Origin of the sequence: Bradyrhizobium manausense (assembly GCF_018129685.1) — a bacterium.
In the GTDB taxonomy this organism is placed as follows: domain Bacteria; phylum Pseudomonadota; class Alphaproteobacteria; order Rhizobiales; family Xanthobacteraceae; genus Bradyrhizobium; species Bradyrhizobium manausense_D.
Genome location: NZ_JAFCLG010000010.1, coordinates 178,530 through 199,954 on the forward strand (window position 1 = coordinate 178,530; position 21,425 = coordinate 199,954).

At 64.6% G+C, this 21,425-nt stretch carries 14 protein-coding genes; 8 read left to right on the plus strand and 6 right to left on the minus strand.

The annotated features are described in order from the left end of the window. The first annotated feature begins 20 nt into the window (after nt 1–20). The gene (locus tag JQ621_RS23300; protein WP_212237019.1) at nt 21–1,103 is read left to right on the plus strand and encodes a glycosyltransferase; all 1,083 of its coding nucleotides are present in this window, start codon (nt 21–23) and stop codon (nt 1,101–1,103) included. Nucleotides 1,104–1,201: 98 nt separating this feature from the next. Continuing rightward, entirely contained in the window at nt 1,202–2,269 is a 1,068-nt protein-coding gene (locus JQ621_RS23305; protein WP_212237021.1) for an endo-1,4-beta-xylanase, read from the plus strand. Between the two features lie 29 nt (nt 2,270–2,298). Here JQ621_RS23305 and JQ621_RS23310 read toward each other — a convergent pair whose 3' ends face one another. The 3 genes from JQ621_RS23310 to JQ621_RS23320 all read right to left on the minus strand — a co-directional run bounded on the left by JQ621_RS23310 (nt 2,299) and on the right by JQ621_RS23320 (nt 7,597). After that, on the minus strand, nt 2,299–3,249 hold the full coding sequence (locus tag JQ621_RS23310) for a DUF6492 family protein (RefSeq protein ID WP_212237030.1): 951 nt from the start codon (nt 3,247–3,249) through the stop codon (nt 2,299–2,301). Nucleotides 3,250–3,344: 95 nt separating this feature from the next. Further along, nucleotides 3,345–4,139: a protein-L-isoaspartate O-methyltransferase family protein gene (locus JQ621_RS23315; RefSeq protein WP_212237032.1), complete on the minus strand. Its 795-nt coding sequence runs from the start codon at nt 4,137–4,139 to the stop codon at nt 3,345–3,347. After that, on the minus strand, nt 4,136–7,597 hold the full coding sequence (locus tag JQ621_RS23320; protein WP_212237041.1) for an AAA family ATPase: 3,462 nt from the start codon (nt 7,595–7,597) through the stop codon (nt 4,136–4,138). The genes JQ621_RS23315 and JQ621_RS23320 overlap by 4 nt, the downstream gene beginning before the upstream one ends. Nucleotides 7,598–7,732: 135 nt before the next feature. Here JQ621_RS23320 and JQ621_RS23325 point away from each other — a divergent pair, with 135 nt between their 5' ends. From JQ621_RS23325 to JQ621_RS23340, 4 genes are all read left to right on the plus strand, one after another. After that, nucleotides 7,733–14,167, plus strand: a complete 6,435-nt coding sequence (locus JQ621_RS23325) for a non-ribosomal peptide synthetase (protein WP_212237042.1) — start codon at nt 7,733–7,735, stop codon at nt 14,165–14,167. Between the two features lie 178 nt (nt 14,168–14,345). Beyond that, a complete protein-coding gene (locus JQ621_RS23330; protein WP_212237044.1) occupies nt 14,346–14,516 on the plus strand; it encodes a hypothetical protein in 171 nt (56 codons plus the stop codon). Nucleotides 14,517–14,746: 230 nt separating this feature from the next. Then, nucleotides 14,747–15,478, plus strand: coding sequence for a 4'-phosphopantetheinyl transferase family protein (locus JQ621_RS23335; RefSeq protein WP_212237046.1), 732 nt, complete (start codon nt 14,747–14,749; stop codon nt 15,476–15,478). Beyond that, nucleotides 15,475–16,455 (plus strand): LLM class flavin-dependent oxidoreductase, encoded by a 981-nt coding sequence (locus tag JQ621_RS23340; protein WP_212237048.1) that lies wholly within the window; start codon nt 15,475–15,477, stop codon nt 16,453–16,455. The genes JQ621_RS23335 and JQ621_RS23340 overlap by 4 nt, the downstream gene beginning before the upstream one ends. A gap of 117 nt (nt 16,456–16,572) precedes the next feature. On the opposite strand, the gene JQ621_RS23345 is transcribed toward JQ621_RS23340, so the two are convergent. The 3 genes from JQ621_RS23345 to JQ621_RS23355 all read right to left on the minus strand — a co-directional run bounded on the left by JQ621_RS23345 (nt 16,573) and on the right by JQ621_RS23355 (nt 20,687). After that, on the minus strand, nt 16,573–17,598 hold the full coding sequence (locus JQ621_RS23345) for a histone deacetylase family protein (protein WP_212237050.1): 1,026 nt from the start codon (nt 17,596–17,598) through the stop codon (nt 16,573–16,575). Nucleotides 17,599–17,713: 115 nt separating this feature from the next. Further along, the gene (locus JQ621_RS23350) at nt 17,714–18,655 is read right to left on the minus strand and encodes an SMP-30/gluconolactonase/LRE family protein (RefSeq protein WP_212237052.1); all 942 of its coding nucleotides are present in this window, start codon (nt 18,653–18,655) and stop codon (nt 17,714–17,716) included. After that, entirely contained in the window at nt 18,612–20,687 is a 2,076-nt protein-coding gene (locus tag JQ621_RS23355; protein WP_212237054.1) for a PQQ-dependent sugar dehydrogenase, read from the minus strand. Before JQ621_RS23355 ends, JQ621_RS23350 begins: the two co-directional genes overlap by 44 nt. A gap of 207 nt (nt 20,688–20,894) precedes the next feature. On the opposite strand from JQ621_RS23355, the gene JQ621_RS23360 reads away from it, so the two are divergent. Together JQ621_RS23360 and JQ621_RS23365 are read left to right on the plus strand one after the other, a co-directional pair. Next, the gene (locus JQ621_RS23360; protein WP_212237057.1) at nt 20,895–21,128 is read left to right on the plus strand and encodes a DUF6894 family protein; all 234 of its coding nucleotides are present in this window, start codon (nt 20,895–20,897) and stop codon (nt 21,126–21,128) included. A gap of 9 nt (nt 21,129–21,137) precedes the next feature. Next, nucleotides 21,138–21,314 (plus strand): hypothetical protein, encoded by a 177-nt coding sequence (locus tag JQ621_RS23365; RefSeq protein ID WP_212237059.1) that lies wholly within the window; start codon nt 21,138–21,140, stop codon nt 21,312–21,314. The last annotated feature ends 111 nt before the right edge of the window (nt 21,315–21,425 follow it).

Consider the following 21,425-nt stretch of genomic DNA (forward strand, 5'->3'; position numbering starts at 1 on the left):
AATGCGTGGACATGACTAAAATGGACGTTGTTGAGCGGACAGGGGCAAACCCTGTCTCCCTGCCCCATGGCGGGACAGACGCGTCCCTGGTGCCCGCGGGTCCCATGGACGAGCAGATGACGCTCAACCTGTTCTTCGAGGAACGGGACGATCGCTGGTTTCCGGGCGACCGCCACGTCCGGCCGCTGGTGCGGCGCGTGCTGCTCGGCAAGTCCTGGATCAGCGGCCAGAAGCGCGTGTTCCTCAACCTCTGCGCCGGCCTCGACCGGGTCGGGATCCGCTATCGCGTCAACGATTACGGCTACATCAGAAAGCATCCGGAGGAGCTCGCCTGCATCATCGGGCGCCCCTTCGTGCTCGACTGGTTCGCATGGAAAAACCCGCTGCTCCTCGGCGTCGCCATGTACAACCATCCGATTGAAGTGCCCGAGCGTCTTCAAGACCTGCACGCGAACACCATCCTGGTGCCCAGCGCCTGGTATGCCGACATGTGCCGGCCCTATTGGCCTGATGTCGAGGTCTGGCCGGTCGGCATCGAGACCGATCTGTGGACGCCCACGCCTGTCGACCAGAAGAGCATCGACGTGCTGCTCTACGACAAGGTGCGCTGGGAACACGAGCGCTATGAGACCGAATTGATCGAACCGATCCGCCGGCATCTCGAAGCCGGCGGCCGCTCGGTCGAGGTGATCCGCTACGGCCATTACAAGGAAGGCGACTACAAGGCGGCGCTGGCGCGCTGCCGCAGCATGGTCTTCCTCTGCGAGCATGAGAGCCAAGGCATCGCCTGCCAGCAGGCGCTGTCGAGCGGCGTCCCCGTGTTCGCCTGGGACCGCGGCGGCCCCTGGCAGGACCCCGACTATTTCCCGGACAAGGTGATCTACGAAGGCGGGGTGTCCTCGGTGCCCTATTTCGACGCACGTTGCGGCCGCAAGTTCATCGATGCCGCCGGCTTCGTCGCCGATTGGGGCGACTTCTGGTCGCATGTGTGCGCGGGCGACTTCGCCCCTCGCGATTATGTGATCGACAATCTCACGCTCGAAAAGGGTGCGCTTCACTATTACGGGATCGCTGAAGCGGTGATGCGGCGTCTGGCGCGCTAAGACCCGCCAGCGAAAGTTAACCCAACAACAGGAAACCGCGGCGTTGCGAGGCGCCGCTTGGTACGATGGCGCGTTGGTTCCGAAAGGACTGCAGCCACGTGATCAAGCTCGACAGACGCGAATTTCTCCTCGGCAGCGCCGCTACGCTCGCAGCGGGCGCATCGGCCTCCGCACTGCCAGCGTCGAAGCTTGCGCAGCGTCGTCCGGGCTATGGCGCCGCCGCCACGCTCTGGGATTTGCAGGCCGATCCGCGGCTCGGCGAGGCCATCAGCACCTATTGCACGCAGGTGGTGCCGGTGCTCGAGCTGAAATGGCCGATGCTGCGGCCGGATGCGCACACCTTTGCCTTCGAGCGCGCCGACGCCATCTATGATTTCGCTCAGAAGAACGACCTGGCCATGCGCGGCCACGCGCTTGCCTGGTATCATGACATTCCCGATTGGACCAAGCAGATCAAGGATGCGAAGGGCGTCGAGCGCGCTTTCGTCGATCACATCAACACGGTCGTATCCTACTACAAGGACAAGCTGACATCGTGGGACGTCGTCAACGAGCCCATCCCCGACAATCCCAAAGGCGTCACCGACCGGCGCGACACGTTCTGGACGCAGCATCTCGGTGACCGCTGGATTCCGCTGGCCTTCCGGACGGCGGCGGCCGCCGATCCTTACGTCAAGCTCGCGATCAACGAGTACGACATTGAATCGGCCAAGGACTCGTTCATCGCCAAGCGTGCCGCCTACCGCAACCTCATCATGAATCTGCTCGACCAGGGCGTGCCGCTGCACGCGGTCGGGCTGCAATCGCATCTGCATGCCGAACTCGAGATCGACACCCATGGTCTCGCCGAGTTCGTCACCGAAGTCCGCTCGTGGGGCCTCGAGGTGTTCGTCACCGAGCTCGACGTCGACGATCAGAAACTGACGGGAAGCGCTTCGGAGCGCGACGCTATCGTTGCCAAGCGCGTCGACGACCTGCTGACGGCAATCTCGACCAGCGGACCGGCGCGCTCGATCCTGACCTGGGGCATTTCGGATCGCTACAGCTGGATCAACGGCACCTTCGCCCGCCCGGACAAGCAGCCGAACCGCCCCCTGCCGCTCGACGGCGAGTTCAAGCCGAAGCCGTTCATGGACGTGATCAGCAAGTTCACGAAGGACGCGTGAAGGCCAGCGCCTAGTTCCAGCGTGCGATTCTAACGTGTGTTGGGCGTCTCGAACGCGGTCGCGTCGCCCAGGTGATCGGGAGACAGGGTCGGGCCGCGCCGGTCGCGCGAGCTCAGGCGGAACACGTCGCGGATATCGTCGATCGAGGTCGATGAATAGGACTGGATGCAGAGCGCGACCTGCTCGGGCGATGCCGCGCTGATCATGGTTTCAATCGCCTGGCGATCGAGGCGGGTGTCATCCCAGTGCGAGACGGCGATGCTGTCTTCGGTGACCCGATGCTTCGCCAGGTGCTCCGGCGAGTTCGCGACGAAGTTTCCATACAGCAGATACTCGGAGAATTTCTTCTTACGGCACAGCGCCAGGGCCCAGCTCAGCCCCGTCGCCGATTTGATCGCACCAGTCATCGCGCGCGCGGCATCCTTGTCCCAGACCAGCGCGTTGCCGACATAGTCGTCGGCCGGAAACGAGCGGTCCCTGATGCCGAGAAGCTGATCGACCGTATTGAGCCACAGCACGTGCAGGGGATGGTCGGCGTCGATCCCCTTGCGCGTGACGAACAACGGCGTCTTCTCGGTGCCGGCATATTGGCCGACGTCGAATTCGCGGAAGAACAGATTGTCCGAGTCGAGGATGCAGACGCGCTGCTCTGGCGCATTGAGCACGCCGGCGATCTTGAGAATCTGCTGGATGTGCCAGCCATGGACGGGGGAGGACAGCAGCGACAGCCAGACTCGCCGGCTGCTGATGAACTGGAAGGCCGGCGGCAGCGCCCAGAGCCATTTCGGCAGATAACGCGAGGCCGGAACGATCACCCGCTTGTCCGACGCGAACCGCTCGAACAGCGGCACGTCCTCATCGTTAACAAGAACATAATGCCGCGTGTAGCCGGTCAGCCAGGTGTCGATGCTCTCGCTGAGCAGCGAGAAGCGCTCGATATCCTTGGCGTAGCTGGCGGTCAGCAGGGCGACGGAATGCATGATGCGTGCTCAAATGGCCATCGAACCGCACTCATACAAGCGGCGGGCGACATTGGAAACTTCGATTCGCAATCAAGGTAAAATGAAACGAATCGTTAGCCATCCGACGGCAGGCCCTGCGCGATGCCGCGAAAGCGCAGCGGCGGCAGCGCCGATGCGCGCTGCCACCAGTCGGCGACGCGATCGTCGAGCACGGTGACCCCGCGGCCCTGGCCGGGGAATATCCGAATCTGCTGCACCGCTTCGGCCTCGAACGCCTTGCCTCTGCGCGTGATCTTGAGAGCGGCGCCTTCGCGGTCGCGCTGCGTCAGCGGCACCAGCAGCCGGCCGCGCGGACGGAGCGCGGCGAGCCAGAGCGGATGCGGGTGCGAGAAGCCGGCATGCACGATGATGACATCGGCCGGCTCGCCGACATCGCGGCAGCCGTCGCCGTTGACGACCTCGACATTCTGATAAGCGGACAGGTAAGTCGCGGCGCGCGCGGCAAGCCGCGCGTCGCATTCGATCGCGCGCACCCGGCCCTTCGGGCCAACGATCTCGGACAGGATCGCGGAGAAATAGCCGAGCCCGCAACCGATCTGGACGACGCGGTCCTTCTCGCCGATGCCGAGCAGGTCGATGAAATGGGCCCACAGGCTCGGCAGTCCCGTGTCGAGCTTGCGGCGCGCATCGATGGCGACCAGGACATTGTCGTAGAGATGAACAGCGTCGGCGCTGGGCGTCAGTCGATAGCTGCGCGCCGTCTCGCTCTTGATGCGCCAAGGCCCCTTCGCCAGAAAATTTTCGCGCGGCACCGCCGCCAGGGCTGCGAGCAGGCGGGGGGAGGCAATGCGCTCACGCTTCGCGATCAGCCCGACATAGCGCGCACGCGCGGCGACAAGATCGCTCATTTCACCGGGTCGGCCTGCGGGCGAGCCGGCGTATCGCCGCCGAGCTCGTGCACGAGCTGCATGGCCAGCTTCAGATCCGGCGTCAGGAATCCCTCGTTGAACCTGCCGACGATCGGCACGAGCAAGAGGCTTGCGTGCTCGCGCTTGCCGGCCTCGTGCGACAGCCGCGCAAGGCTGACCGCCGTCCGAAGCTCCCACGACAATGCGCCCTGCTTGCGCGCCGTCTCCAGCGACAGGCCGAACAGGTCTTCGGCCTCCTGCACCGAGGCCGGATGGCCGTCGGACAGGGTGATCTCGCCTTGCAGACGATAGACTTCGGCGAGGTAGGAGTGATCGCCCGTCCGTCTTGCCGTCGCGAGCGCGACGTCCAGCGCGCGCAAGGCGGCATCGCGCATGCCGACCTTGGCATAGGCCTCGGCAAGCAGGCAGCGGAACCAGCAGCCGGCAAGCCAGGAATCCATCGCCTCGTATTCGTCGAGGCCAAAGCGCATCTGGCTAATGCCCTCCTCGGCCTCGCCGAGCTGGGCCAGCGCCCAGCCGCGCAGAATTGTCGCCTGCTGCTTCCAGTGCAGGAAATTGTGCTCGGTCGCGATGATCATGGCGCGGTTGGCATGATCCCGCGTCCCCTCGATATCGCGCAGATGCTGGCAGAGATAGGCGCCGAACACCAGGGCGAAGGCGAGCGAGAACGGATGGCGGATCTTCTCCGCAAGCGCGATCGCCTGCTCGCTGTGCTGCTGCGCCGCGTCGGGCTGGCCAAGGAACCAGAGGAGATAGCCAAGATAGGACAGCGAGACGACGCCGGGATCGGTGCCGTGGCGCTCCATCAGGTCGGAATGCAGATCGGGGCTGTAGAGATCGACGCAACGGTGCAGATGGTGCTGCGCGGCGGCGAAACGCCCACGATACAGCATGGTCATCGCGATCGAGCGGTGCGCCTCGATCAAATAGCCGGTCTGCTGCGCCGGATCCGCGCGCTCGTTCAACCGCTCACGCTTGGCGAATTTCAAGAGCTCGACGCTGAGATCATGCGCGCGGGTGAGATCGGCGCGGATGAAATGGCAGACCCAGAGTCCGCGCGTGGCGGCAAAGGCATTTTCGTCGTCTTCGAGCTGCTGGCCGAGCTCGAGGGCGCGGATGTAGTTCTCCTCGACCTCCTGCACGGCATAACCCTTGGCCGCAATCAGTGCGTTGCCGAGCGCAATCCGCAGCTCGAGCTCGATCTCGTCGGCGCCCTGCATGCGGGGGTTGGCTTGCACGACGCTCAGGCCGCGGCGCAGATGGCCGATCGCCTCGAGATTGGCGCCGCTCTTGGCCGCCTGCTTGCCGGCCTTGAGCCAGAAGCTCGCCGCGCCCTCGCTCTGGCCGGACTCGGTCAGATGATGGGCGAGCAGCTCCGGCTCGCGCTCGGTCTTCTCAGGATACATGTCCGCGAGCACGAGGGCGATGCTGGCGTGCAGCTTGCGCCGCTCGCTGTGCAAGAGGCTCTCATGCGCCGCGTTCTGGATCATCACGTGCTTGAACGAGTAGAGCGCATCGGGCGGATGACCGCGGCGCATGATCAGCCCGGCTTCCTCCAGATGCGTGAGCGCCGCCTCGATCTGCTCCGCCGGCGTGTTGGCGACCGCGTGCAGGGTCTCGTAGGAAAATTCGCGGCCGATCGTGGCGCCGATCTGCGCGATCCGCTTGAACGGCCCCATCCGGTCGAGACGCGCCATCAGCGAATCCGTCAAGGTCGCCGGGATCGCGAGTTGCCGCCACGGGCCCGACAGCACGTAGCGCCCGTGCCGCTCGGTCAGGAGGTTGGATTCGAGTACGGTCTTGGTCAGTTCCTCCAGAAACAGCGGCACACCGTCGGTCTTGACGATGATCTCCTCGACGACCTCCTTTGGCAGCTCGCGCCCCGCGACGCGCTCGACCAGCGTCGTGCGCAACGGCCGGCTGAGGCGGTTCAGCACCAGCGTGGTGATGTGCGAATGCGCGTTCCAGCTCGGCTGGAATTCCGAGCGTGCGGTGATGATGGCGAGGATCGGCCGGTTCTGCACCCGGTCGACCAGCAGGTCGACCACCTCGCGCGAGGTCGGATCGATCCAGTGCAGGTCTTCGAAAGCCATCACCAGCGGCATCTCGCGCGCAAGGCCGAGGAAGTGGTTGACCAGTGCGGCGACGGTGGCGTCCTTCTGCTGCTGAGGCGACAGGTCGAGCGGTGGATAACGGTCCCCGGTCGGGATGGACAGCAGCGCGGCAAACAACGGCGTGACCTGCGCGATATCGCCGTGAGCCGCGGCAATCGTCGTTTCCAGGCTCGCCAGCGACAGCGCGGAAACATCCTCGCGATCGAGCCCGAGGGAGAATTTGAGCTGCTCGACGAAAGGATAGAAGGCGGTCGAGGTGTAGTAGGGCGAGCATTGGAACGAGACCTGTCCGTGCCGATCGCCCGCGATGCGATCAAAGATCTCCTGAATGATGCGTGATTTGCCGATGCCGGGCTCGCCGAACTTTACCACGACCTGGCCGTCGCCATCCTTGACCTGCTGCCAACGCGCCATGAGCAGCGCAATTTCCTCCTCGCGATTGACGAGCGGGGTCAGCCGCGTGCCCATCGCGGCCGCGAAGCGGGTCTCCACACGTGTCGCGCGCACGACGTGCCAGGCCTGGGTCTTGTCCGCGATGCCTTTTAGGGCATGGGTGCCCAGATTGCGGTAGTCGAACTTGCCCTTCAGCAGCGATTGTGTCGAGGCGGAGATCACCACGCCGTTGGGCGGCGCCAAAGCTTGCAGGCGCGCTGCGAGATTGACGGTCTCGCCGACCGCGGAGTCGCGCTCTTCGGTGCCTTGGCCGACGAGGTCGCCGACCACGACGAGCCCGGTCGCAATCCCGATGCGGACGGCGGGCGCGTGGCTGAGCGCGCCGCGCGGTTCGATCGCGCGCGCGGTCGACAGCACCCGCACGATCTCGAGGCCAGCGCGCACCGAGCGCTCGGCATCATCCTCATGCGCGGTGGGGTAACCGAAATAGACCAGAATGCCGTCGCCGACGAAGCGTGCGGCAAAGCCTTCGTAATGCTTGACCACGCGCACGCAGGTCTCGCGAAAGCTCGCGATCATGTCGCGGACGTCTTCCGGATCGAACTGGGCCGACAGTGCGGTGGAATCCACCATGTCGCAAAACATGGTGGTGAGCTGACGCCGCTCGGCGCCGACTTCCGTGCGAACCGGCGGGCGCGCCGGCGCCGCCGGTGCCGCCGCCTCGGCCTGAAACAGCGCGGCCATCGCCCGCTGCAGCCGCTTGCGATCACCCAGCGGCAATCCGAGCTCGGCGAGATCAGCCTCGGTCAGATCGCCCATGACGTCGAGATCGAGGCGGTGCTGCGCGAACAGATCGGAATAATGGCCAAGACCGATGCCTTCGAGCCAGCGCTTCAACCCGACTTCCGTCTCCGGCTCTTTCTCCAGCATGGTGATTCTGCCCCACACTCCCACCGCCAAAGGGCTTAAGGTCCCTCAACCACAGATTTTGGGGCCCAAACTTCACCTCAGACTGGACGCGTTCCCTAACTCTTGGGAAGAATAGCCCAATCGGATCAAAAGGGAATGGCATTGTCGGAGACTGCATCCGGGGCGAGAGAAGGATCGGCCGGCACCGGCGCCGGGGCCGAGAGCTTTGCCGATATTGCCGGCCTTCTCGCCTTTTACGCGCGAACGATGCCGGCGGCGCCCGCTCTGCTCGCTCCCGGCCGGCCCCCCCTCACCTATGGCGCGCTCGGCGCGCGAATCGCGCATCTCGTCCAGACGCTGCGTGCCCTCGGCATCGCGCCTGGCGACCGGATCGCGGTTGCACTGCCGCGCGGCGCCGACGGTGCACTCGCACTGATCGCAGTCGCTTCAAGCTGCGCCTGCGTTCCCGTCAACCCCGATCTGACGGCCGACGAGCTGCAACGCTATTTCAGCGAAATGAAGCTGGCGGCGCTGGTCACGCGGGCGGACATGAACTCAGCCAGTCGGGACGTCGCCAGGGCGCTCGACCTCGCGGTGATCGACTTCGTGCCGGGACCGGCGACGGACCTCGGCGGTTGTGCGTTCATTGGCCCGACGGTCGGCCCAGCCTGTGCGAAAGGCCCGGCAAGCGCCGAGGATGATGCCTTCATCCTGTTGACATCAGGTACGGCGGCGCGGCCTAAAATGGTACCGCTGACGCACCGCAATGTGTGTCTCTCCGCGCAAAATGCCGGACGCGTGCTGTCGCTCGCTCCGCAGGATCGCCTGCTCAACGCCCTGCCGCTGTTTCACGCCCATGGCCTGATCTCCGGCCTGCTGACGGCACTTACCGCGGGCTCCAGCGTGATCTGTACCAATGGTTTCGACGCACCGTCTTTCTTCGGCTGGATGCGCGACCTGCAACCGACCTGGTACACCGCGGTGCCGACCATTCATCGCGCGCTCCTGACGGCCGCAGAAGCCAATCCTGATCATGCCCGCGGGTCATCGCTGCGTGTGATCCGCTCGGCATCGTCCTCGCTTGCGCCGGCGATTCTGCATGGGCTGGAGGCGATGTTCGGCGTCCCCGTGCTGGAAACCTACGGCATGACGGAGGCGGCTTCGCAGATCGCGGCCAATCCATTCGAGCTGCGCAAGATCGGCTCGGTCGGCCGCGCCGCGGGCCCCGAGATCGCGATCATGGACGAGACGGGCCGCGAGCTTGCCAGCGGCGAGCGTGGCGAAATCATGCTGCGCGGGCCGAATATGAGCCGCTGCTACTATAATGACGAGGCGGCAACGCGGGCCGCTTTCCGCAACGGCTGGTTCAGGACCGGGGATCTCGGCTATCTCGATGCCGACGGCTATCTGTTCATCGTCGGCCGTATCAAGGACGTCATCAACCGCGGCGGCCAAAAGGTCTCGCCATTGGAGGTGGAAGAGGTGCTGCTGGCTCACCCGGCCGTAATGGAGGCCGGCGTGTTCGCCGTTCCCCACGCCAAGCTCGGCGAGAACGTCGCCGCCGTCGTGGTGCTGCGGGAAAACTCCGCGGCGACCTCGGACCAGCTTCGCCAGTTCGCGCGCAAGCGTCTCGCCGCCTACAAGGTGCCGAGCCTGATCCGTAGCGTCGCGGCGCTGCCGAAGGGCGCCAGCGGCAAGGTCAGGCGCAACGCGCTGGCCGAGCTAATTTCAGCGGCCCATGACGACGACGAAACGCAGCTGCCCCGCAGCGAACTGGAGACCCAGCTCGCGGAGATCTGGGCCAGTCTGCTCGAGCTTCCGCAGGTTGGCGTCGATCAGGATGTCTTTGCCTTGGGGGCTGATTCGCTCGCAGTCACGCAAATGCGCTCGCGCCTGCGCGAGCGCTTCGACGCCAGCCTCTCCTTCGAGGATATCTTCGATTGCGCCACTGTCGGCGCTCTTGCCGCACGGCTCGAGACCACGGCCCATCGCGATCCCACGCTGCCGGCGTGGCGTCGGGCCACGGCCGAAGAAGACGCGCCGCTGTCGTTCCAGCAGCAGCGGATGTATGTACTCTCGCGGCTCGATCCGACACGGTACAACTATAATGTCGTCGAGGTCGCCCTGCTCAAGGGCGAGGTCGGCCTCTCCGCGCTTCAGGCGAGCTTTGCCGCGATCTGCGCGCACCATGAGGCGCTGCGCTCAGTCTTCATCGAAAGCCAGGGCGAGCCGATGCAGCGCGTGCTTCAGGCGCCGCCGCTCGAGCGGATCAAGCTCAAGCCCTGCCCCACGGGCAAGCAGACTGCCATCGTCAGGCGTGAGGCGCTCAAGCTCGCACAATATCCGTTCGATCTTGCCCGCGAGCCGCCACTGAAGGTCACGCTGCTATCGTTCGACAAATCCAGCCATGCCTTGGTCGTCAACGTCCACCACCTCGTCACCGACGGCTGGTCGCAGCGGCTGTTCTGGGAGGCGCTCGCCGCCGGATATTCCGCCGCGAGAAAGGGGGAGGCGACTGTGCTGCCCTCGCCCAGCTTCCAATATCGCGACTTTGCACGTTGGCAGCAAAGTTGGGCGCAAACACCAGCGGCGAAAGAGCAGCTCGATTACTGGCGAGCGCAGCTCGACGGTGTCACGACGCTGCCGCTGCGGACCGACCGGCCACGGCCTGAAGTCTGGAGCGGCCGCGGCGCCCGTCATTATTTCGAGTTCACCAAGATCCTTTCGGCCGACATTCGCGCGCTGAGCCAGGATCAGGGCGTGACGCCCTTCATGGCGCTGCTCGCCGTCTTCCAATGCCTGCTGTTCCGACATACGGGACACGAGGATGTGGCGACCGGCTCGCTGATTGCGAATCGCAACCAGATCGAAAGCGAGCGGCTGATCGGGCTGTTTGCCAACACGCTGGTCCTGCGCAACGATTTCGGCGGCGACCCGACCTTTGGCGAGATGCTGCGGCGGGTGCGCCAGGTCACGCTCGATGCCTATCGCAACCAGGATCTCCCGATCGAGGAAGTCCTGCGCGCGCTGCAGATCGCGCGACGGAGCGACGGCAATCCGCTGTTTCGGATCATGTTCATCCTCCAGAACGCTTCGATCGAGGCCGCGCACTTCGCCGGTCTGTCGACACGCCGGCTGGAGGTCGATCCCAAAGTCGCACGCTTCGACATCACGCTCGAACTGGTCGAGGCCGAGGGCCGCTTCTCCGGTTTCTTCGAATACGCCACCGATCTGTTCGACACGGCGACGATCAAGGCCCTGGCAGACCAGTTCAAGACCCTGCTCAAGGCGGCCATCGCCAATCCCGAACAGCGTATCTCGCGGCTGCCGCTTCTGACGGACGTGGAAAGGCTGCGGTTGCCGGCAAAGGGCAAGCAAACCAATTTCGCCGCGCGCGGTCAAATCTGCGAACGCTTCGAGCGGCAAGCGAAGAAGACGCCGAATGCGATCGCGATCTCCGATGGGCATCTCTCCCTGAGCTATCGCGAGCTGGCGCGCCGCAGCCAGGCGATTGCGCGCTGGCTGGTCCGCGAGGGCGTCGGCGCGGAGAGCGTGGTCGCGCTGCTTGCGGATCGCGGGCCCGACCTGCTCGCGGCCATGATCGGCGTTCAGCGCGCCGGCGCAGCCTTCCTGAACCTCGATCCCGAGCAACCACCGGCGAGGCTCGCAACCATCCTCGGATCCAGCTGCGCGACCGTGCTGCTGACGGGTCGCGCGCAGTCGGCCATGGTCGACGCGCTGCTCGAGCCGCTGGTCGCGCGCGTCCTTGTGGCAGAGATCGAGGACGCCGCCGCGCTCGCAGCGACCAGGCCAGCCCGCCCTGCACGCCGCACAAGCGCGAGCCTTGCCTATCTCATCTACACCTCCGGCTCATCAGGTGCGCCGAAGGGCGTGATGATCGAGCAGCGCGGGCTGTCGAACCATTTGGCCTCGCTCATCGCCGAGCTTGGCCTGACGCCAAAGGACGTGGTTGCGCAGACCGCGCCGCAGAGCTTCGTCATCTCGGTCTGGCAGTTCCTCGCCGGTCCGATGGTCGGCGCCCGCGTCCATGTCTGCGCCAATGCCGTCGTTCAGGACCCGATGCTGCTTGCACGGGAGATCGAGCGCGAAGGCATCACGGTGCTCGAGATCGTGCCCTCGCTGCTCCGCGTCATCCTCGAGCGGATGGACGAGGCCACCGTGTTGCGTGCTTTCGCCAGGTTGCGGTTCCTGATCTCGACCGGCGAGCCGCTGCCGGCCGATCTCTGCCGGGCCTGGTTTGCCCGCTGCCGGAAGGTGCCGCTGATCAACGCCTATGGCGCCTCGGAATGCTCCGACGACGTCTCTCTGCACCGGCTGACGCGGGCGCCGGACACCACGACGACCAACGTCCCGGTTGGCGCACCGCTGCCCAACACCCAGCTCTACGTGCTCGATCCGAACCTCGAGCCGCAGCCGATCGGCGTTGTCGGCGAGCTCTGCGTCGGCGGCGCCGGCGTCGGTCGCGGCTATGTCAACGATCCGGCCCAGAGCAGGCAGCGCTTCATCCCCGATCCGTTCGCGCGCGCGGACGGCAGACGATTGTACCGCACCGGCGACCTTGCCCGCCGCCGTGCCGACGGGACGATCGAATGCCTCGGCCGCGCCGACCTTCAGGTCAAGGTCCGTGGCTATCGCATCGAGCTCAAGGAGATCGAGACTGCACTGGCCGACCACGCCGGCGTGCGCGCCGGCATCATCGAGCCGCGGCGCGATAGCAATGGCGATGTCAGGCTGATTGCCCATGTCGTTGCCAGGTCAGGCAGCCGGATCAGCGCCAGCGAATTGCGAGACTTCCTCAAAAGCCGGCTGCCCGTTCATGCGATCCCGTCGGCGTTCCTGTTCCTGGATCAGGTCCCGCTCAATGCCCATGGCAAGCTCGATCGCTCCGCCCTGCTGGCGTCCGCGCAGCCGGAAACCGCGAGGACGGAGGCCGCCGTGCCGGCCCGCCGCTTCACCGAGAAGGCGCTGTCCGACATCTGGCGCGATCTGCTAAAGGTCGAGAGCATCAGTGTCACCGACAATTTCTTCGACCTCGGCGGCCATTCGCTGCTGGCGGGCCAGGCGATGGCGCGCGTGGCACGAGCGCTCGGGGTCTCGCTGCCGATCAAGACCATCTTCGAGGCGCCGACGATCGAAGAACTCGCCCGGCGGGTCGACGAGGCCGTGGCGACGCCCCCTCAGAAGCCGGCGGCCAGCGTCGCTCGTCTGGTCCAAAGCGGTCCGCCCACGCTGTCGATCGCTCAGGAACAGATGATGCGCATCGAACAGAACCTGCCTGATCTGCCGCTGTTCAACCTGCCCTTTGCCTTCCAATTGGAAGGCCCGATCGATCCGCGCAGGCTGGCGCAGGCCATCGACGATGTCGTGCGCCGTCACGACTCGCTGCGCACCGTACTCGGCTGGACTGGCGACGAACCGGTCAGCCGCATCATCGCGCCGGCCACGCTCGGTCCGGTCCTGACCGTCGAGACCATCGGCGACGGTCGGCCCCACAACAACAAACGGCGCAAGGCGCTCGAACTGAAGAAGATCGATCTCCTAATCGCGCAGGAGGCCTATACCCCTGTCGACACCGCCCGGGCCCCGCTGCTGCGGGCGCGGCTGCTGCGGCTGCACGCCGAGGATCACATCCTGCTGCTGACGCTGCATCATGCCATCGCCGACGGCTGGTCGATCGGCGTGCTGTTCGAGGAATTGTCCAACCGCTACGCCGCGCTGGCGGGTCACCCCTCGGCACCTTTGCCAAAGATGCCGCTCGCCTTCTCCGACGTCGCTCGCTGGCAGCGCTGGTGGTGTGGCACCGATGCGGCCCACCGACAGGCCGCCGACTGGGCCGATAATTTGCGCGGCGCAGCTCCCCTGTTTGATGGCCAAGCGAGCCCGGGGGCAGCGACCGGCCATCATCCGTTCAGCCTGGAACACGACCTCGTCACCCGCCTGTCAGCCTATGCGCGCCAGCACAACGCCACGCTGTTCATGTGCCTGCTCACCGGCCTGAAGGCCCTGCTGCTGGCGCGGACCGGACGCACGGACATCTCGGTTGCCACCGCCATGGCCAACCGCGTCCAGCCTGACACCGAGCGAATCGTCGGCCCGTTCGAGAACACCGTGATCGTCCGCAGCCGAATCACGCCGGATCTCACGTTCGCGCAAGGATTGGTGCGGGTGCGTCAAAGCGTGCTCGACGCGCATGCGCGGCAGGAGCTGCCCTTCAACATCCTGGCGGATCATCTGGAGCAGCAAGGAATCGACCCGGCTTCGCTGCTCCAGGTCTATTTCACGCTGCAAAATCCGCTGCGTCAGCCGCTCGACCTGCCCGATGTCATGGTGCGATCGACCGGAAACGTCGCCCGCGAGGGCCAGCCGGTGCTGCCGGTCGACCAGACCTGGCTGTCGCTGATGCTCAAGGAGCGCCCGACCGGAATCACCGGTTCGTGCAACTACAAGGGTGAACTGCTTGACGGCGACATGGTCGGGGTATGGATGGAAGATCTCGTCGCGCTGCTGGGGGCCGCGATTGCCCAGCCCGGCACGCGGCTCGACCGGCTGCTGGCCCGCAGGGCGGCGTGACTTGGCTTCACAGGACGGATTGGCTTCACAGGACGGATTGGCTTCACAGGACGGACGAACAAGAGTTCACGCGCCAAAGCTGTGAATGATCAAGTTGCATCTTGATTATTTCGCGCGAGCGAGCAACATTATTCTCTCGTTTTGATTTGGACTGATATTTTCAACCGGGGGAGTTGTTATGGGTTTCATCAAATTTGCCAAGGGCACCTCGCTGAGCGACAAGGACCGTAAGGCCCTGCAAAAGCTGCTCACCGACGAGAAGAAGAAGCTTCAGGCCGCGCTCAAGGAAGTCGACGCCACCCTTTCGATCGTGGGCGGCTCGAAGAAGAAGGCCAAGAAGAAGAAGTAAGACTCGCCGGTCGGGACACCGTTCGAATCTTCTGATTTCATTTTTCGATTTGGGCCGCTCGCTTGTCGAGTTGGGGTCTCGCGCAAGCTTGCGCCTGTAAACCGGCCAGCAATCGACAAGAATTCGCCTGGGTGGACCGCTACAAGCAGTCCGCCCAGTCGCGTCCCTGATCGCTTGACTCTTCAGTCAGGGCCGGATTTGGCCTCCGCCTGACAGTATGGGCCTCTTGGATGGCAGACGACGGAATTGAACTGTTTATCGGACTTATCGAGAGCATTGACGCGCCAGGCACGGTCGATGCGTGCCGGCAGCTGCTCTCGATAGACGAACGCACCCGCGCCGACCGCTTCATGTTGGAGCGGCATCAGCGGCAATATATCTTCGCGCACGCGATGTTGCGCCTGGCGCTCTCGCATGCGGCGCCCGATGTCGCGCCCACCGACTGGTCGTTCTCGACCGGCCGCTACGGACGTCCCTTCGTTGCAGCGCCCGCGACCTCGACGGCGCTGCATTTCAGCCTGTCCCATGCCGATGGCTGCGTCGCCTGCGTCGTGTCCAGGCACGAAACGATCGGCGTCGACGTCGAGGCGGTGTCGCGGCGCGTGGCGCCGCTGTCGACCGCACTCCGCTTCTTTGCCCCGGAAGAGGTCGAGACGCTGCGTGGCCTGCCGGAGCCCGCCGCGATCGAGCGCTTCTTCGACTATTGGACGCTGAAGGAAGCCTATCTGAAGGCCAGGGGCTTTGGCCTTAATCTGCCGCTCGATGCGTTCGCGATGCAGGTGTCGCGCGAAGCGATCACGATCAGCTTCAAGCCCGATATCGCCGACGATCCCGCCGGCTGGCGCTTCTCACTGTGCTCCCCCTCCTCTTCGCATCGCCTCGCCATCGCTGACGGCTCGCGTGCGGCCGGTGGCCTGCGCATCACCTACAACGCCTGGCCGCTGCAGGAAGCGGCGGCGTGATGCCGGCGCGGCTACGCGTCTTTCCCGCGATCTCGCGCAATCGCGATCCGTCAGAATATGTCGGCGAGCTGATGCGGGTGGCGGCGTTTGCCGATCGCAACGGCTTCGAAGGTATCCTGCTGTTCGAGGGCAACGACGTCTTCGTCGAGCCCTGGGCCATGGCCCAGCATATCATCGCGGCGACCACGCGATCCTCGCCGCTGATCGCCGTCAATCCTGTCTACATGCATCCGTTCACGGCGGCGAAGTTCGTGTCGTCCTTCGCGCAGCTCTACCGCCGCAAGGTCTATCTCAACATGATCACGGGGACCGCGATCAGCGATTTGCAGGGGCTCGGCGATGCACACTCGCATGCCGATCGCTATGTCCGCCTCGGCGAGTTCGTCGCGATCGTGCGCCAATTGCTTTCGAGCCCGCGGCCGGTCAATTTCGATGGCCAGTTCTATCGCGCCTGCAATCTGCAACTGCGGCCCCGCCTGCCGGCCGAGCTGATGCCGGAATTCTTGATCGCCGGGCAATCGGACGCGGCAAATCGCACCGCAGAGGAGACCGGCTGCATCAAGATGCGGATGCTGCCGCCCGATCTCGGGCACGGCCCCGGCGCATCAGGCTTGAATTTTGGCATCTTCGCGCGCGAGCGCGGCGACGATGCGCGGCAGGCGGCGAAGGCCCGCTTCCGCGACAACCCTGACGATCGCGAGCTGCTCGCGCTCACGGTGGAGAATTCGGATTCCGTCTGGAAGCGGCGGCTTTATGAGGGCCAGAGCGGCGAGCTCCAGGACAACGGCTATTGGCTGCTGCCCTATCTCACCTTCCAGGCCGATTGCCCCTATCTCGTCGGCAGCTATGCCGAGATCGGTGCGAAGCTGAAGGATTTTGCCGCAAAGGGCCTGACCACCGTGATGCTGGACATGGTCGCGGACGAGATCGAGATGCACCACGTCTGCAAGGCGCTGAAGGCGAGCGGGCTGTTTTAGATTGTGCTCTCTCACCGTCATGGCCGGGCTTGTCCCGGCCATCCACGCCTTGCCACGAAGAAGAACGTGGATGCCCGGGACAAGCCCGGGCATGACGATCCTCTCCGGAGATGCAGATCACCGCGCCTCTTCAAACCCCGCCAGCACCGACGTCAGATTGGCCCCCAGAATATCAGAGAGATAGCCGCCCTCCTGCACGAACACCGTCGGCAGGCCCATCTTGGCGATGGCCTGGCCGATGCGGCGGAAGCCGGGCGTGGTGACGGCGAGGCCCTTCAGCGGATCGTGCTCGGAGGCATCGAGGCCGAGCGCGATCACGAGCGCGCCTGGCGCAAAGGATTCGATCGCCTTGCGTGCGACGTCCATCGCCTGGCTGTAGCCGTCATCACCGGTGCCGATCGCCAGCGGAATGTTGAGATTGGTGCCGAGGCCGGCGCCTTCGCCTCGCTCATGAGCATAGCCCCACACGAAGGGATAGTAGGCGGTCGGATCGGCGTGGATCGAGATCGTGTAGACGTCCGGCCGCGCATAAAAGATGCCTTGCGTACCGTTGCCGTGATGGACGTCGACGTCGAGGATCACCACGCGCTCGTGCTTGAGGCGCAGATGAGCGGCTGCAATCGCGCTGTTGTTGAGGAAGCAGAAGCCGCCGGCCATGTCGCGATACGCGTGATGGCCCGGCGGACGGCAAAGTGCGTAGGTCGCGTCTTCGCCGTCCATCACCATCTGCGCCGCGGTGACCGCAACGTCGGTCGCCGCGCACGCCGCAGCCCAGGTACCCGGTCCAATTGGCGCTGCGGTATCGGCGGTGTGCCAGCCAAGCTTGCCGACGATATGCGTCGGATAAGTCGCGGCATGGCGCACGGGATGGATGTTGCCGATCATCTCCGGCCCGGAATCGCCGAGCGCCGTCCAGGCGTCCCAGGCTTCGCTCAGGAATGACAAATATTCCGGACTGTGAATGCGCGCGCGCGGGCCCTGGCCGAATGTCGTCGGCTCGACCAGCTGATGCCTGCCGTCCTTCAAGCCTTTGAGCAAGCGGTCGGCACGCTCGGGCTGTTCGGTGGTGCGCCTGACGACGCCGCGAACCAGGAAGAATTGCGGATCGTGGCTGCGATGCAGTTCGGTATGGACGGCTTTCACTCAACACTCCGTGGTCGCATTGACGGTGCCACAGGTGTCTGATCCCAGCGGCGGCCCAATGCAAGCAAGAAGAATGCCGGCCTCTCTGCGCTGGAAGCAGGACACTTTCGAGGAGTTAGCAGCGTCCGCGCTGCAGGCAGTGCTCGCGGCCCGGCTGGTCGGTGCGGAAAGACTCGATGAAGCCGCCCTGGCGCTGCGTGACAAAGACAGTCTTGCCGTCGCTGCCGCCGAAGGCAAGATTGGTCGGCTCTTTCCCCTTCAGCGCGATCTCGCGCTCGACCGCGCCATTGGGCTTCATCAGCGCAATCGTGCCCTTGAGAATGCGCGCGACATACAGGCGGCCGGCAACATCGGTGCGCAGGCCGTCGATGGTATCGGGCTGGAACGTCTTGACGAGCTTTGCGTCGGTGAGTTCGTTGTCGCGGATGGCATAGGACCAGACCTGGCCGTTGCTGGATTCCCCGACATAGAGCGTCCTGCCGTCGGGACTGAGATCGATGCCGTTGGTGGTCCCCATCGCGCGCGGCGCTGACATCACCTGCCCCTGCACCGGTCCATCCGCGGATTTCGCGATGCGCCAGATGTGGCCTTCCCGGCCTTTCCAGTTCGGATCGCTCGCGTAGATCGTTCCGTCGCGGGCGATAGTGATGTCGTTGGGCTGGTTCATCTCGTCGGAGTGAAACCAGGCAACCGGCTCGGTGCCCCCTTTCGGGATTGCGAAGATGTTGTGCTTCTTGTAGTCGGCGATGAACATCGTGCCGCTGCGATCGAAGCGGATGGCATTGCCGACACTGCCTTCGGGCAGCGCCGTGAAGGCCTCCGAAGCCGCACCGCCCGCAGGCAACCGGCCGATCGTGCCAGGCTTGCCGAAATTCACCACGTAGAGGTTGCCATCGAGATCGGCAGCGGGCCCTTCGATGCCGTGCGTATATTCGTCAGCAGGCGTAACCTGCACGCTTTCGAACATTTTCGTCTCGGCTGCGACAAACGGTGTCGTGGCGACGAGCACAATGCTACCGCACAGGCACCAGAAATTCCTGCCGGATGTAATAGCCATCGTCGTCGCTACACTCTCCATTCAGATAGGGATCGGCCGGCCGGAAGAATCGGCTGAAGCCAGGTTTGTCTACAGCGTTCCTTTGTGTCACGACGACGACCTTGGCAGCCGGTATTTCGCCGCATTCCTTGTTCGTCCTGCTGACGAACTTGCGCTGCGGCAGGCCAAGTTTGATCTGCATCGGAGTTCCCGGAACCATCTTGGCAACGAACAGATCAACCGTGTTGAGCAGCACCGCGTAACCGGGCTCGGTCTTGGGCAGGCTCTCGCCGCCCGGCGGCATCAGCTTCTCCGCGCCAATGCCGCGCAGCCGCGTGCGCAGCCTGCCGGAGGCAGGATCGCCCGGATAGATCCAGCCGTCCTGCGACAGCATGAAGCGGAGCACGGTCGCATCCTTGTCGGCGTCCGACTGGCCCGGCTTGAGGCCGAAATCGGAGTGGCAGCCGACGCAGTGCTTTTCGACAAGGTTTTTGCGCAGCGCTGTGAGCCGTACCTTGTTCTGCGCGTCCTTTGCGACGAAAGCGGCGAGTTGGTCGATCAGCGCCTGACTGCGCGTATCGCAAGATAATGGCGGTGGCGGATCGCCCGCGGCGCGATCGATGCGGATGATGGTCTGGTTCTTGTCTTCGACCAACCAGATCGCGCCGTCCTCGGAGACGGTCATACCGACCGGGGCGCCTTGCGGTCGCGCGCCATTGACGCGGTGCCAGCCGGCAATCAGCTCCTCGAACGGCGCAGCGGCGACATCGCCGGCGTCGGTCTGAAAATTGTGGGTTGGATCCGCCGCGCAGCTGACGTGGTAGCGCACCGGTGCCGGGGCGGTCTTCGGGAAGCCATGGTCGTCGACGTCGTAGATGAGGACGCGGCTGCCGGTGGGGCGATAGCCGTGCAGGCCGACCAGAAGCTTGCCTTCGAGCTCCGGAAACTTGGCGCCATGATAATACAGCATCGCCAGCGGTGCGCCGTGCGGCGGCATCAGCGAGAACGGCGCCTTGTAGAGCGCGTTGTTCGTGCAGAGCGTCTTGTAAATTCCGGATTGCAGCACGAGCTTGAATTCGGGGCTCGGCGTCGACAGGTCATAGCAGTAGGGCCAGCCATAGTGCTTGCCCTGCTCGATCGCGTTGATCTCCTCGTTCGGCTTGAAGATATCGGGCAGATCGCGACCATTCTCGCCTTGCAGGAAGGCGTAGCCGGCATCGGGAAAGTTCGGATGCAGCGCCAGCGCCATCGAATTGCGCAGGCCCCGCGCGTAGATCGTATGCGGCGGGTCGGTATCGCCAGGCTTCAGCGCCGGAAAAACGCCACCCGACGGCGGCGTGAACAACCAGATCGCGGCCATGGCGGAGGGGCCTTCGGCCGGCGCGCAGGGTCTTGTGATCGGCGCCGGCGTAATGCAGTCGTCGCTGTGGGCCCCGACATTGACGAACAGCCGTCCGTTCTTGTCGAACACGAACTGCTTGAGCGGATGCGCGGCCTCGTCAAGCCTGGTCCCGTCCGGAAGCGTGATGCGGCGGCCCGGCATGTGACGGATGATGGTCTCGACTGTGCCGCGCGGATTGTCCGCAAGTGGATCGAAGCGGAAGATGGTCTCGGCAGTCGAGGCGTAGAGCTTCTTGTCCGGGCCGATCACGAGCCCGAACGGATATTCGAGGCCGGTCAGGAGCTCCTTGAAACGCTGGCCGCTGGCCGCGTGCGGATCGAGCAGCAACAGCCGGCCATCGGTATGGCCCCAGCCGCCCATGTCGGCGACCACGAACAAGTCGTGGCCGGACAGCTGGATGATCGAGCGCGGAAATTTGAGATGGTCGTCCTCGCTGGCGACGAGGCCGGCGCAGAAGCCAGCCTTCATGTCGATCTCGATCCTTGGAAAGGCGAGGTCGCCGCTGCCGCAGGTCTCCGTTCCAACCGCATAACCGCTTTTCCTGACAGGATCGGACACCGCTGGCGAGGCGACCCCGAGCAAGACGGCGGTGAAGGCGACGACACCTGCGCACAAGCTTCGGCGTCCATCCTGGAATGTGAAACGATTCACAGCGGGCTCCCCGATTTTCGATCGAAGGTTGTTCCATGCCGTGCGGAGGCCGTCCAGTTCAACATCACCCGCCTGTGATCAAACCCGCAGGGTTCCTCGTGTCGACCAACCTCCGTAGATTCCCTTACCGGGCTCGACCCGAATATTTTTCGCTTCTTTCGGCTGGTACCGATGTGCCGTCCAAATCGCTTTCCAGAGGAGGCGTGTATGGTTCAGATGTATTTCCACTGCTCGAACGCCGACGGCGCGCTGGTCGATCGTTACGGCACGGCAGTCGCCAACCTGACCGAAGCACGCGACCGGGCAACCCAGATCATGCGCTCGATGATCGACACGCCCGGCACTGAGGACTGGCGCGATTGGGTGATTCACATCAGTGACGACGACGGCGAGGAGATCTTCGATCTCCCCTTCACCGCCATGCTCGGCAAGCCGCATTGAGGCGATGTCATGCTGTTCGCCTCCCTGAGCCTGCTCCGCCAGCCCCTCAGCTTCGTCGCCACCAAATGGCAGAACCTGGTGCGGATCGCCGGAAACCCCTACCGTCCCGAGCTGCACTACATGCGCGGCCCTGGCCCGAAATGGCACGCCAAATATCAGGCCAGCCGGCTGAACCGCGGGCTCTGAGCGTTACGGCCCGGCCACTTTCCAGCTGATCTCTGTCTCTTCGTCGTCATGGCCGGGCTTGTCCCGGCCATCCACGTTCTGAGGACGCAAAGACGTGGATGCCCGGATCAA